Below are 13,655 nucleotides of genomic sequence, written 5' to 3' on the forward strand. Positions count from 1 at the left end.
GTTGAGACGGCTTGCGCCGTCTCAACCTCGTCAGGAAAGACAACCCACCGATGGCAGATGACAGCCGGGACATGATGAGCAGGCCTTCGCCCGATGCGCTTCTGGAAAAGGCGAATGCCGAGGCACGCGGCAGGCTGAAAATCTTCCTGGGCGCAGCGCCGGGCGTCGGCAAGACCTATGAGATGCTGATCTCCGGCAAGGCGAAGGTCGCCGATGGCGTCGATGTGGTGGTCGGTGTGGTTGAAACCCATGGCCGGCGCGAAACGCAGGCCTTGCTCGACGGCTTCGAAATCATTCCGCGTGTGGAAGTGGACTACAAGGGCCGGGCGCTTGAGGAGATGGATCTCGATGCCATTTTGAAGCGCCGCCCCGGCTTGGTGCTGGTCGACGAACTGGCTCATACGAATGCGCACGGAAGCCGTCATCCGAAGCGCTACCTCGATGTCAAGGAGCTGCTGGAGCGTGGCATCGACGTCTATACGACGCTGAATATCCAGCACGTCGAGAGCTTGAATGACGTCGTCTCGCAGATCACCCGCATCCGCGTCAGGGAGACGGTGCCGGATTCGATCATCGATCTCGCGGATGACGTCGAGATCATCGACCTGACGCCGGATGACCTGATCAAGCGTCTGCACGACGGCAAGGTCTACGTATCGAAGACGGCCGAGCGGGCGCTGACCAACTATTTCACCCCCGGCAATCTGACGGCGCTGCGCGAACTGGCGCTGAGGCGCACGGCACAACGCGTCGACGATCAGCTTTTGACCCATATGCAGGCCCATGCGATCTCCGGCCCTTGGGCGGCGGGCGAGCGCGTGCTGGTCTCCATCGATCATCACCCACGCTCGGCCTCGCTCGTGCGTTATGCCGCGCGCATGGCGTCGCGTCTGCGCGCGCCCTGGGCTGCCGTCTATGTCGAAACCAATCGGTCGATCAACCTGACGGAGGCGCAGCGCGATACGATCGCAGCGACTCTGCGGCTTGCCGAGCAGCTCGGCGGCGAGGCTATTACCCTTCCGGGCCGCGAGGTGGCGGAGGAACTGCTTCGTCATTCGGCCAGCAACAATGTCACCCACATCGTCATCGGTTCGCCGAAGATCGGGTCCTGGCGCGATTGGTCTCGCCGTTCGGTTTCCTACGATCTCATCCGCAAGGCCGGTGACATCAGCGTCCATGTCATTTCCGGCAGCGATGCGGATGGTGAGGCTACCAGGCGCGGCGTCAAAGTGGCGCCTTCGCCGCCTCCTTTCCAGTTGCGCGGCTACGCTCTGGCAACGCTTTATGTCGCCATTGCGCTCGGCTTCTGCGTCATCCTCGATCAGGTGTTGGATGTCCGGAACCTGGCGCTCGTTTTCCTGATGGCGGTCCTGGCCAGCGCGGTGACGCAGGGTCTGCGCCCGGCGCTTTATTCCTGTATTCTCGGCGCGCTCGCCTTCAATTTCTTCTTCCTGACGCCGCGCTATACGCTGACGATCAGCGATCCCGAGAGCGTGCTCGCCTTCTTCTTCTTCCTCGGTGTCGCGATTATCGCCAGCAATCTGACGGCAACGGTGCAGCGGCAAGCTGCCGCCGCGCGCCAGCGGGCGCGAACGACCGAGGACCTTTACCTGTTTTCGAAGAAGCTCGCCGGCACCGGTACGCTCGACGACGTGTTGTGGGCAACGGCCTTTCAGCTTGCCTCGATGCTCAAATTGCGAGTCGTCCTGCTTCTGCCGGAGTACGGCACCATTGCCGTCAAGGCCGGCTATCCGCCTGATGACACGCTCGACGACGCCGATATCGCGGCGGCGCGCTGGGCATGGGAGCACAATCATGCGGCCGGGCGCGGCGCCGATACTTTGCCCGGCGCCAAGCGCCTATACGTGCCGCTGCGCACGGGCCGTACCGCCGTCGGCGTCATCGGTCTCGACAATGACCGCCGCGACGGGCCGCTCTTAACGCCGGAGCAGCAGCGGCTGCTCGATGCCCTGGCCGATCAGGCAGCCCTTGCCATCGAGCGCGTGCAGTTGGTGGCCGACGTCGACCGGGCCAAGCTGGCCGTCGAGGCGGATAGACTGCGCTCGGCGCTGCTGACCTCCATTTCGCATGACCTGAAAACACCGCTTGCCGCGATCATGGGTGCGGCGGGAACGCTGCGCGATTACTTGGAAACGCTGCCGCATGAGGATCGTGTCGATCTTCTGTCGACCGTTATCGACGAATCCGAACGGCTCAATCGCTTCATCGTCAACCTGCTCGATATGACCAAGATCGAATCCGGTGCGATGGAGCCCAATTATGCTCTGCATTATGGCGGCGATATCGTCGGCAGCGCGCTTCGGCGCGCCGAGAAGATCCTCAGTCGCCACCGCGTAGAGGTCCAGATACCTGCCGATCTGCCGATGGTGAAGGTCGATCCGGTTCTGTTCGAGCAAGTTCTGTTCAACCTGCTCGACAACGCCGCCAAATATGCCCCGGAGGGTTCAGCTATTCGTCTCGAGGCCTGGGCCGATATCGACAATATCGTCTTCCGGGTCATGGACGAGGGGCTCGGCATCCCGCCTGCCGATCTCGAGCGTGTCTTCGATACGTTCTACCGCGTGCGCAAGGGCGATCAGGTGAGGGCGGGCACCGGCCTTGGCCTGTCCATCTGCCGCGGCTTTGTCGAGGCCATGGGCGGCACCATTGCCGCCGGCAATAGAACGGATCGCCAAGGGGCGGTTTTCACCATCCGCATGCCAAGACCAACGGATGTCCCGAAGCTGGATGAATTGAAATGAACACGACTGCCGTCAAGATTCTCGTCGTCGATGACGAACCGCCGATCCGCAAACTGCTGCGTGTCGGCCTCGGTGCCCAGGGCTATGTTGTCAACGAGGCCCAGAATGCCGCTGCCGCCCAGGCCTCCGTGGACGAGGACCGGCCAGATTTGGTCGTGCTCGATCTCGGGCTACCCGACAAATCCGGCCAGGACCTGCTCATGGAATGGCGCGAGGACGGCATGCAGATCCCCGTCGTCATTCTGTCGAGCCGCACCGATGAGGCCGGCATCGTCAAGGCACTGGAGAGCGGTGCGGACGACTACATAACCAAGCCTTTTGGCGTCAACGAACTTGCGGCGCGCATTCGCGTCGCCCTGCGCCACCGACTGCAGCAGCAGGGAGAAAAGGCGATCTTCCAGACCGGCGGCCTCTCGATCGATCTGGTCAAGCGCATCGTCAAGGTCGATGGCAGCGAGATCAAGCTGTCGCCGAAGGAGTACGACATCCTGCGCGTGCTCGCCCAACACGCCGGCAAGGTGCTGACCCATCAGTTCCTGCTGAAGCAGATCTGGGGACCCGCGGCGGACGTGCAGTATTTGCGTGTCTATGTCCGCCAGCTCAGGCAGAAGATCGAGCATATCCCCGATCAGCCCCACTATATCACCACCGAAACCGGCGTCGGCTATCGTCTTCGCGAGCCGGAATGAGATGAGGGATTCGCTGCTACGATCAGGAACATTCGTTTCCTGATCGGCATCACGATGAACGTCACCCCGGCATTATCGCCAGCATTATCGATTGTCCGACCTCTAAGAGCGACCATGGATCTTTCCACCATCATCCTGCCAGAGCATGTCTTCATCGGAGTGCCAGCCCCGACAAAATGGCGGGCGCTGCAGGTGCTGTCATCGAAGGCAGCCAGCTGTTTCGGCCTTGATGGCGCTGCGGTTCTGAGGGCGCTGGAAACGCGCGAGAAGCTCGGAACGACCGGCATCGGCAATGGCGTGGCCGTTCCGCACGCCGCAATTGCGGGTATGACGAGGCCGCGTGGCCTGCTGGCCCGTTTCTCCCACCCGGTGGATTTCGAGGCCATTGACGATATCCCGACCGAATGGGCCTTTGTGCTGCTTTTTGGGGAGGGCGGTCGTAGCGAGTATCTGAACGTGCTGGCGGCTATCGCGAGGCGACTGAGAACCGAGGGCGTGCTGGCGGCGATGAAGCACGCAAAGAGCGCCGAAGAACTCTATTCCATCTTTCATGTCTGATGCTATCGCCGGATACCGGCGATTGTGACGCCTCGCGACTGTGCCGGAATGTGATTTCACTTTTCCGGATTCTATGGGATGCTGTTCTCCAGAGTTCCTCAAAACGGGAACGGTCTTCGTTACTTTATACGACCAAGTTGATAGGGTTTAAGGACAAACGAAGGGGGTTCATCCATGCAGACGGTAAGGCTTTCCCGGCTTTTCGCCACAGCAGTTTTGATCGGTAGTTTTTCGGTTGCGGCGATTGCGCCGACCTGGGCAGCGGACAAGACGCTTCTCAATGTTTCCTACGATCCGACGCGTGAGCTGTACAAGGATTTCAATGCCGTCTTCGCGGCAAAGTGGAAAAAGGACACCGGCGAAAGCATCAACATCAAGGCTTCGCATGGCGGCTCGGGCGCACAAGCGCGCTCCGTCATCGACGGTCTCGATGCCGATGTCGTGACGCTGGCGCTGGAAGGCGATATCGATGCGATCGCCAAGGCGACGCACAAGATCCCTGCTGACTGGAAGACCAAGTTCCCCAACAATTCCGTTCCTTATACCTCGACCATTGTTTTCCTGGTGCGCAAGGGCAACCCGAAGGGCGTCAAGGACTGGTCGGATCTGGTCAAGGACGGTGTCGAAGTCATCACGCCGAACCCGAAGACATCAGGCGGCGCCCGCTGGAACATTCTGGCCGCATGGGCCTGGGCCAAGCAGGCTAATGGCGGCGACGATGCCAAGGCGCAGGAATATGTTTCCCAACTTCTGAAGCATGTTCCAGTCCTCGATACCGGTGCGCGCGGTGCGACGACGACCTTCGTCCAGCGCGGCCTCGGCGATGTCCTGCTCGCCTGGGAAAACGAAGCCTATCTTTCGCTCGATGAACTCGGCCCCGATAAATTCGAGATCGTGACCCCATCCGTCTCCATCCGCGCCGATCCGCCGGTTGCGGTCGTCGATGGCAATGTCGACACCAAGGGTACGCGCAAGATCGCGGAAGCCTATCTGAACTACCTGTACTCGGACGAAGGCCAGAAGATCGCCGCCAAGCATTATTACCGGCCGATCAAGCCGGAAGCCGCCGATCCAAAGGATGTCGCTCGCTTCCCGGCCTTGAAGCTGGCGACCATTGACGATTTCGGCGGATGGGCCCAAGCTCAGCCGAAATTCTTCAATGATGGTGGTGTCTTCGATCAGATCTACAAGCCGGGGCAATAAGACTGAATGCATTCCATAACCCGCAAACGGTGGCGGTTTCGGCAGCCGAGCGTCATTCCGGGCTTCGGATTGGCGCTCGGCGTTACCTTGGCTTGGCTCATCTTCATCGTTCTCATTCCGCTGTCGGGACTGCTGTTGAAAAGCAGCACTCTCGGCTGGTCGAAATTCTGGGCGCTCGCCCTTGATGTGCGCACGCTCTATGCGCTGCGCATGAGTTTTGGCGGCGCTTTCATCGCCGCGCTCGTCAATGCCGTGCTCGGGCTCATCCTGGCCTGGGTGCTGGTGCGCTATCGCTTTCCGGGCAAACGCATCCTCGATGCGATGGTCGATCTGCCGTTCGCGCTGCCGACGGCCGTGGCTGGCATTGCGCTCACGACGCTTTATGCGCCGAACGGCTGGATCGGCCAGTTCCTGACACCGCTCGGCATCAAGATCGCCTTCACGCCGGTCGGCATCGTCATCGCGCTGATTTTCGTCGGCTTGCCTTTCGTTGTGCGCACTGCGCAGCCAGTCATGGAAGAGATTGACCGCGAAGTCGAGGAGGCGGCTGCGACCCTTGGAGCCTCCCGTTTTCAGACGATAACACGCGTGCTGCTGCCGGGATTGGCGCCTGCCGCGCTAACGGGGTTCGCATTGGCATTCGCGCGTGCGGCGGGTGAATACGGATCGGTCATCTTTATCGCCGGCAATAAGCCTTACGTCTCGGAAATCGCGCCTCTGCTCATCATCATTCGCCTGGAGGAATATAATTACTCCGCAGCAACGGCGATCGCGACGGTGATGCTGATCATTTCCTTCACCATGCTTTTGATCATCAACCTCATTCAGGCCTGGAGCAGAAGGAGATATGGCTATGGCGCATGATCTTTCTGGCACTGCCGAAACCGGTCATTCCGTCATCACCGAAAGCCGGGTGGCGCGTATCACCTTCGTATTGATCTCGCTCGCCTTTCTGACGTTGATGGTGCTCCTGCCTCTGGCCGCCGTTTTCGTCGAGGCTTTCCGCAAGGGTATCGGGGCCTTCTTCGAAGCCCTGGTCGATGAGGAAACCTTTGCGGCGATCCGGCTGACACTGATCGTTGCTGGTATCAGCGTGCCGTTGAACCTCGTCTGCGGTGTTGCCGCTGCATGGGCGATCGCCAAGTTCGAGTTCAAGGGCAAGGCGTTCCTGACGACGCTGATCGATCTGCCATTCTCGGTTTCCCCGGTCATATCCGGCCTGGTCTTTGTGCTTCTGTTCAGTTCGAATAGCGTGCTCGGTCCCTGGCTGCAGAGCAACGGCATACGGATCCTGTTCGCGGTGCCCGGGCTCGTCCTTGCAACGATGTTCGTCACCTTTCCCTTCGTCGCTCGCGAACTGATTCCGCTGATGCAGGAGCAGGGCAGTGCGGACGAGGAGGCGGCACTTTCGCTCGGGGCCAATGGCTGGCAGACCTTCTGGTATGTCACGCTGCCGAACATCAAGTGGGGACTGCTCTACGGCGTGCTGCTCTGCAATGCTCGCGCCATGGGCGAGTTCGGCGCCGTCTCGGTCGTTTCGGGCCATATCCGCGGCGAAACCAACACCATGCCGCTGCAGGTCGAGATCCTCTACAACGAATATAATTTTTCTGGGGCTTTCGCCGTTGCTACGCTCCTCGCCCTGCTTGCCCTGGTCACACTTATACTGAAGACGTTGCTGGAAATGCGCTACAGCGAAGAGATCGCAGCCAGCCGGCGTCACTGAAGGAATTCTTGATGGAAGTTCGCGTTCAAAATCTGCGCAAGGAATTCGGTCGATTTCCCGCGCTGCACAATGTTTCTCTGGATATTCGCTCGAGCGAACTTATTGCGCTTCTCGGCCCGTCCGGCTCCGGCAAGACCACGCTGCTGCGCTTGATAGCCGGCTTGGAAACGCCGACGGAAGGCAGGATCTTCTTCGGTGAGGACGATGCTTCGAGCAAGACCGTGCAGCAGCGCAATATCGGCTTCGTGTTTCAGCATTATGCGCTGTTCCGACACATGACGGTTTTGGACAATATTTCTTTCGGCCTGAAAGTCCGCTCGGCATCACGTCGTCCGCCACGCGACGAAATTCGCCGGCGCGCGCTGGAGCTGCTGGAGCTTGTGCAGCTGAACGGCTTGGAGAAGCGCTATCCGGCCCAGCTTTCCGGTGGTCAGCGACAGCGCGTGGCGCTGGCGCGTGCCATGGCGGTGGAGCCGAATGTCTTGCTTCTCGACGAGCCCTTCGGCGCGCTCGACGCGCAGGTCCGCAAGGACTTACGCAAGTGGCTGCGGGAGATCCATGATCGAACCGGCCATACCACCGTTTTCGTGACCCACGATCAGGAAGAAGCGCTTGAGCTTGCTGACCGCATCGTCGTGCTCAACAAGGGGGCGATCGAGCAGGTCGGTACGCCGGATGAGATTTACGACAAGCCGAACTCGCCCTTCGTCTATGGCTTCATCGGTCAATCCAATCGCGTCAAGGTTCGCATCGCCAGTGGCGAGATCTGGTTCGACGACAAGCCACTGGGGCTCAGCACGCCGCACGAGCCGGATGGCGAGGCCGATCTCTATTTCCGGCCGCATGATATCGAGCTTCGCGACGGCGACGGCGGCGCAATTGCCGGCCTGCTTGTCGCCAGCCGCCGCGTTGCGGGTACTCGCCACCTCGAGATCAACATTGGCAGCGAGTATGAGCCTATCGAGATCGAGCTGCCGCCGAACAAGGCGGATACGCTCGACCGCAATCGCATCGCTTTTAGGCCGACCCGGTGGAAGCTTTTCCGCAGCAGCCTTTGACCGTCAATCCTCCGGGTGGGCGGCTGAGGCAAAGCCGCCGCCCTGGTAGATGACCGCCGGATCGTTCGGATCGTCCTGGGGTGTTCGCGACAGAATTTCAGCCCGCCAATGAGCGGCCTTATCCTGCGGTTTCCAGCCAAGGAAGGCAGCGTTGCTGTTGTCCCACCATTGCTCGTCATTGTCGGAAACGCCGTAGATGATGGTATGGCCGAGGCGCGGCGCGTCGAAAGCGCAGCCGCAGAGGGACAGAAAATCCCGCACGCTGAACCAGGTCGCCAGCATGCGCGTATTGCGCGGCTCCGGAAAGCAGGAGCCGATGCGCACCGACAAGGTTTCCTGGCCGAACTTGTCGAAGTAGAGGCTCGCAACCGCCTCGCCGAATACTTTCGAAACGCCGTAAAGGGAATCCGGCCGCGTGGGCACCTTGTTGTCGATGCGCTCGTCGCGGCGATAAAAGCCGATCGTGTGGTTCGAGCTGGCAAAGACGATACGTGGTTTGCCGGCTGCGCGGGCGGCTTCGTAGAGATTGTATAGTCCGAGAATATTGCCCTGCAGGATCAGGTCGAAGGGTTTTTCCACCGAGATGCCGCCGAGATGGATGATGCCGTCGACCCCCGTGACCAGCGTGTCTACACCGCTGCGATCGGCAAGATCGCAGGCAACGAAACGCTCGTTCGGGCGCTGGTCGCGAATAGGAGCAAGATCGGACAGGACGACGTTCTCGGCGATCTGGGCCAGAAGCGGCCTGAGCGCCTGGCCGACGCCGCCGGCAGCGCCGGTCAGCAACAGAGTTTTCAGCATGATTGTCTCCCGATCGATCCTGTTGCCGGCAGGTTATAATATACCCTTTTTCCAGTCATCATATATCTGTAGGATTGACCGGCAAAATTGAGGAAGAGTGGGATGCGGCGCGAGGACGTGACCGAAAGGGGAGAGAGCAGTGCGCAGCCATCCGGCCGGCGTAACCTTGTCGATCATGTTGCCCAGCAATTGCGTCAGGAGATTCTCGGCGGCATATCGCCGCCTGGCGAGAAGCTGCCGAGCGAAAACGGCCTGACCGAGCGCTACAAGGTTAGCCGCACGGTCATCCGCGAGGCGATCGCATCGCTGCGCGCCGATGGTCTGGTCGAGGTGCGCCATGGCGTTGGTGTCTTCGTGAGCGCCGCGCAATCCTTTCCTTCAGCAAATCTTCTGGCGACCGATCCTGCTCGGATTTCCTCGATCATCGAGATGCTGGAACTGCGCACTGCAGTCGAAACGGAAGCGGCGGGGATTGCGGCTGTTCGGCGCTCGCCGGCGCAGGAGGAGGCCATCCTCGAGCGCTGCAAGGACATCGATCGCGCCCTGCGGGGTGGTATTGCCACCTCGGAAGCCGATTTCGCCTTTCATCTGGCCATAGCCGACGCGACCAACAATCCGCGCTTCAAGGAGTTTCTGGAACTGACCGGCAAGAAGATGATCCCGCGCTCCTTCCTGCTCGACCACGATGATGAAGCCGCTGCCGCCAATTACATCGTCCAAATCCAGGCCGAACATCGTCAGATCGCCGAGGCGATCTCCGACAGGGACGAACAGGCTGCCCGAGCGGCGATGCGGCTGCATTTGACAGGCAGCCAGCAGCGTTATCGTAGCCTGATACGCAGAAGTAGGTGATCGGGCAGTACGCCCGCTGGCCTCGAGTTTCCGCCCTTCTGTCGTTAGTGCCACCAATGGCTGCTCACCTTCGGAGGTACGGTTCGCGAACCGTTCTGAGGCTACCCTTATCACCGTCGCAAAGTTGAGTTTTTCAGCGGTTTGTCGGTTCCTGTGCTTTGGTCGACAGCTGCTTCAACACATCTACGAAGTCATCGAAGCGCTCCTTTCCAACCTCTTTGGACCATTGCTCATGCAACTGCCGAAGACATCCGAAAATGGCTGCGACGACTTCATGCCCCCGTGGCGTTAGATAGACCAGTCGGCGATCGTTGCCGTCGGCTGCGCGCCGCTCGACATAGCCCAGGTCTTCAAGCTGGCTGAGCAGATAGTTCACGGCTTGTCGCGACATCCGCTTCTGACGCGCGAGCTCGGACGGTCTCATGCCATCCGGCAGCGGAAACGAGAACACGGCAAAATGCGCCTCCTGGAAGTCAGCAAACCCCGCCTCGTGAATGGCTTGCAGCATGCGGTCTCGCACATGCTGCCAGACAACGCGCAGCAGCGCGCCGAAGAACGGCGGGCCGGGCAGCGCGTCGGGAATTGAATTCTGGGGCGATAGGATTGACATATATGTAAAGTCACTTTACTTGTTGATGTAAAGTTACTTTACATTGTGGAGGCCTCATATGGAAGCGGTACGAAACGACATTGTGCGGATCGGGCAACTCGAACTGCGTTTTCTCATCAGTGAAGTCGGCGCGACGGTGTTCGAATTCACAGTGCCATCTCGAGCGCGCGTCCCCGCTCCGCATCATCATCGGGATGCCGACGAATTCCTCTACGGCCTCGAAGGCACGCTCACTGTGATCGTCGATGGGCTAACGCACGAGATTCGCGCCGGCGACGCCATATTCATTCCGCGAGGGGCGGTACACCATCACGAGAACCTGCATGATGGCACAGCCAAGGTCTTGGCGACCATGACACCGGGTACTATTGGACGGCGTTATTTCGAGGAAATTGCCGAGGTGGTGAACGTGCCCGGCAAACCGGACCTCACTAAGGTCAATGAGATCATGCTCCGCCACGGACTGGTCCCGGTCTGATCAGTTCACCTAAGCCTCGCAATTTTCCAGTTGATTGCGCAAGGAGACAGGAGCGTGACCAAGGCCGCTTTTGGCGCAAGGTTGCCGTGAACACGATGTTCACCGTAGGACAATCTCCTGCTGAATTCTGGAGCCTGCTCTCTTGGCGGGAGAAAGCCCCAGCTTGACAATAAACAGCCCGCCGCGCCAGACGCCAGGGCACAGTTGCTCGTGTGGCGCTGTCGTGGGCGTTACCGTCTTCCAACGCGCCTTTGTCGAGAAGGTCCCAGCATGCAGGTCTCGATGCAAGAGGCGTTTATGGTATGACATCGTTTTCCCAAACTCATTCGTCAGCCGTTTGATGGCTCCAATAGTGTTCCTGGTTGTGGGCACACTCTGGAGCGGATCCGCCTTATCCGAACAAGGCTGCTGAGCGGCAGGCGGCCGTACCAAGCGAATAATAGACTCTGAGCCTAGGCTGTTTGCGACCGTACCTCGGCTTCCATCTCGGATGCTTCGAGACTGACCACGGCTTTAATCGGCAAGTGATCCGACGCCACGCGTGCCAATGGTGAGTCATGCACCTCTACCGCTGAGATCATGCCGCGCCGGTTTGCCATGATGCGATCAAGCGCCAGAAGCGGTAGCGTCGAGGGAAAGCTCGGCACTGCCGGAGGGAGAGGGCCAAAGGCCGCCTGGAAAGTATTGAGCGACGACCGGTCGCCCAGCCGCCATTCGTTGAGATCGCCGAGCAGGACGGTCGGCATTTCGCTGCCGTCATTCATGAGATCGACGATCAGCCGCGTTTGCTGGGCGCGCGAGCGATGCAGCAGGCCGAGATGGGCAGCGATGATGCGGATGCTTCCGCCGCGCGCCAACTCTATCTCGGCAATCAGTGCACCGCGAGGCTCAAGCCCGGGCAGCTTGATTTGATGCACGTCGCGGACGGTGCCCTGTTTGAATAGGACAACATTGCCGTGCCAGCCATGTGCCTTGCTGGTGCCGGCGATCGGCACCGGGATGAGCCCGGTTTCGCGTTCGAGCCGGCGCAGATCGAGGATCCCCGTGCGCTCCCCGAAGCGGGTATCGGCCTCCTGCAGGCCGATGACATCGGCATCGATTTCATAAATGACCCGGCTGGTTCTCTCCGGATCGAAACGGCGGTCGGCGCCGACGCACTTGTGTACATTGTAGGAGGCGATCAGCGTGCCTTCGGGACGGTCCGGCTTGCTTGCCGGTGTTGGATGTGAGCTCTTTCGGTTCTTCAGGCTTTCCAGAATGCTCGCACCGAGGCTTTCTTTCTTTTTTCGCATCGATCCGTCGACCGTTCCTTGATCAGACCATGTCGGGTACATGTTTGGGATTATAAGAAGCGATCCTCGGCCTTGTCATGTAAAAAGGCTGCGACAAGGGTAGATTGTCCATGTGGCAGCCCATCAGAGATATGGCGAACCGAGCCAGAGGACCTTCTCGATCAGCCTCACAATAAAGGGTCGTGCCCGGAGCTTTTCGAGATCGACCGGGTGTGCCGTTTCCAGGATCGCGCCGATATGTGCATCGATCGTGCCGGCGAAGCCGCGATCGAGTACCTCGAGATCCACCTCGAAATTCAGCCGCAGCGAGCGAGGATCGAGATTGGAGGAGCCGACATAGGCCCATGTGCCGTCGATCGCCAGCAGCTTGGAGTGGTTGAACGGACCTTCGGCCCGCCAGATACGGCAATAGTTCTTCAGCATCTGGTCGAACTGCGCCGTCATGGCGCGGTCCACAAGCACGAGATTGTTGGCCGTCGGCACGACGATATCGACCTCGACACCGCGTCTGGCCGCCGTGACCAGCGCGCTGATCAGTTCCCGATCCGGCAGGAAATAGGGCGACATGATACGGATCGTCTTATGCGCCACCGACAGCGCGCCGACGAGCATCTTGTGATTGGTTTCCAGGCTACGGTCCGGGCCCGAGGCGACGACGCGCATGAAGACCGGCGCTCCGGGCTCGTTGGAGGGCGCCGCAATCCGCCATTCACCTCCGTCCAGAACTTCACCGGTGGTGAAGCGCCAGTCTTCGGCGGCGGTGTTGAAGAGATCGGCAACCGCCGGACCCGTCACGCAGAAATGCATGTCGCGCGCGCTATGCTCGTGTGCGAATTCGCGCGTGAATCCCTGGCGTATATTCATGCCGCCGGTAAAGGCGATCCGCCCGTCGATGCTCAGAATCTTGCGGTGGGTGCGCAGATTGGCATAGGGCAATCTGAGTCCGATGATGACATTACCGTTGAAGACGTCGACGTCGACGCCGCCCTCGCTGAGATAGCCCATGATGCTCGGCACGGAATAGCGGGCGCCGACGGCATCGATGAGGACGCGCACGCTGACGCCGCGTTTGGCCGCTTCGATCAGTGCGTCGGCAATGCGAAAGCCGATCGGATCGCGGTCGAATATATAGGTTTCCATCAGAATGCTGCGTTCGGCGCCGTCGATGGCAGCTTTCATTGCGGCATAGGCAGCGTCGCCGCTGGTCAGCATCTCGATGGTGTTGCCGGTGCTCATCGTATAGCGCACCACGCGGTCGCCGAGCGTTTTCATCGAGTCGAACCGGTCGCCGAAAAGCCGCCGCACCTGTTCGTCCTTGGCGTCGAAACTGGCAAGCTCGCCTGTCGCACTCTCGCGAAAGAGCGCGTCGCGCTGCGAACTGAGGGAAGCGCGGCGGATGCGGTTGATGCCGGCGACGGCGTATAGCAGCGCGCCGATGATGGGCGACAGGATGACGACGCCGACCCAGCCGATCGCAGCGCGAACATCCTCTTTGGTCATTGCTGCGTGGATCGCGGCGGCTGCCCCCATGGCGATGGAGAGGACAGCGAGGATTTGGCCCCAATGGGCAGCCACAAGGTCGATCATGCCGCGGAGTATATATTCGACCGCGAAAGCTGCAATCAG

13 protein-coding genes are annotated in these 13,655 nt (G+C 60.2%); 9 read left to right on the forward strand and 4 right to left on the reverse strand.

Features of this window, described 5'->3' with window-relative positions; genetic code table 11:
• The first annotated feature begins 50 nt into the window (after positions 1–50).
• From QD409_RS10860 to QD409_RS10890, 7 genes are all read left to right on the forward strand, one after another.
• Complete coding sequence (locus QD409_RS10860; protein WP_430762716.1) at positions 51–2,762, forward strand: DUF4118 domain-containing protein; 2,712 nt, start codon at positions 51–53, stop codon at positions 2,760–2,762.
• Positions 2,759–3,451, forward strand: a complete 693-nt coding sequence (locus QD409_RS10865; RefSeq protein ID WP_430762717.1) for a response regulator — start codon at positions 2,759–2,761, stop codon at positions 3,449–3,451. Before QD409_RS10860 ends, QD409_RS10865 begins: the two co-directional genes overlap by 4 nt.
• A gap of 114 nt (positions 3,452–3,565) precedes the next feature.
• Complete coding sequence (locus QD409_RS10870; RefSeq protein WP_430762718.1) at positions 3,566–4,009, forward strand: PTS sugar transporter subunit IIA; 444 nt, start codon at positions 3,566–3,568, stop codon at positions 4,007–4,009.
• A 174-nt stretch (positions 4,010–4,183) separates the two neighbouring features.
• Positions 4,184–5,212 carry a sulfate ABC transporter substrate-binding protein gene (locus QD409_RS10875; protein WP_092844491.1) on the forward strand — a complete coding sequence of 343 codons (1,029 nt, stop codon included), beginning with the start codon at positions 4,184–4,186 and terminating at the stop codon, positions 5,210–5,212.
• 6 nt (positions 5,213–5,218) lie between these two features.
• Positions 5,219–6,076, forward strand: coding sequence for a sulfate ABC transporter permease subunit CysT (gene cysT, locus QD409_RS10880; RefSeq protein ID WP_430762719.1), 858 nt, complete (start codon positions 5,219–5,221; stop codon positions 6,074–6,076).
• Positions 6,066–6,938, forward strand: coding sequence for a sulfate ABC transporter permease subunit CysW (gene cysW / locus QD409_RS10885; protein ID WP_430762720.1), 873 nt, complete (start codon positions 6,066–6,068; stop codon positions 6,936–6,938). Before cysT ends, cysW begins: the two co-directional genes overlap by 11 nt.
• Positions 6,939–6,949: 11 nt before the next feature.
• Complete coding sequence (locus QD409_RS10890; RefSeq protein ID WP_430762721.1) at positions 6,950–7,996, forward strand: sulfate/molybdate ABC transporter ATP-binding protein; 1,047 nt, start codon at positions 6,950–6,952, stop codon at positions 7,994–7,996.
• Between the two features lie 3 nt (positions 7,997–7,999).
• On the opposite strand, the gene QD409_RS10895 is transcribed toward QD409_RS10890, so the two are convergent.
• Positions 8,000–8,797, reverse strand: a complete 798-nt coding sequence (locus tag QD409_RS10895; RefSeq protein WP_430762722.1) for an NAD-dependent epimerase/dehydratase family protein — start codon at positions 8,795–8,797, stop codon at positions 8,000–8,002.
• A gap of 102 nt (positions 8,798–8,899) precedes the next feature.
• Between QD409_RS10895 and QD409_RS10900 the strand changes: the two genes are divergently transcribed.
• Positions 8,900–9,649 carry a FadR/GntR family transcriptional regulator gene (locus tag QD409_RS10900; RefSeq protein WP_092844481.1) on the forward strand — a complete coding sequence of 250 codons (750 nt, stop codon included), beginning with the start codon at positions 8,900–8,902 and terminating at the stop codon, positions 9,647–9,649.
• A 133-nt stretch (positions 9,650–9,782) separates the two neighbouring features.
• Here the strand turns inward: QD409_RS10900 and QD409_RS10905 are convergent, their stop codons facing one another.
• On the reverse strand, positions 9,783–10,259 hold the full coding sequence (locus QD409_RS10905) for a MarR family winged helix-turn-helix transcriptional regulator (RefSeq protein WP_430762723.1): 477 nt from the start codon (positions 10,257–10,259) through the stop codon (positions 9,783–9,785).
• Positions 10,260–10,317: 58 nt separating this feature from the next.
• Here QD409_RS10905 and QD409_RS10910 point away from each other — a divergent pair, with 58 nt between their 5' ends.
• Positions 10,318–10,737 carry a cupin domain-containing protein gene (locus QD409_RS10910; RefSeq protein ID WP_430762724.1) on the forward strand — a complete coding sequence of 140 codons (420 nt, stop codon included), beginning with the start codon at positions 10,318–10,320 and terminating at the stop codon, positions 10,735–10,737.
• Between the two features lie 452 nt (positions 10,738–11,189).
• Here QD409_RS10910 and QD409_RS10915 read toward each other — a convergent pair whose 3' ends face one another.
• The gene (locus tag QD409_RS10915) at positions 11,190–12,029 is read right to left on the reverse strand and encodes an endonuclease/exonuclease/phosphatase family protein (protein ID WP_092844475.1); all 840 of its coding nucleotides are present in this window, start codon (positions 12,027–12,029) and stop codon (positions 11,190–11,192) included.
• A gap of 123 nt (positions 12,030–12,152) precedes the next feature.
• Positions 12,153–13,616, reverse strand: a complete 1,464-nt coding sequence (locus QD409_RS10920) for a phospholipase D-like domain-containing protein (RefSeq protein WP_092844473.1) — start codon at positions 13,614–13,616, stop codon at positions 12,153–12,155.
• Positions 13,617–13,655 lie beyond the last annotated feature (39 nt).

It is taken from the genome of Rhizobium sp. BR 315 (assembly GCF_050577975.1).
Lineage (GTDB): Bacteria > Pseudomonadota > Alphaproteobacteria > Rhizobiales > Rhizobiaceae > Rhizobium > Rhizobium miluonense.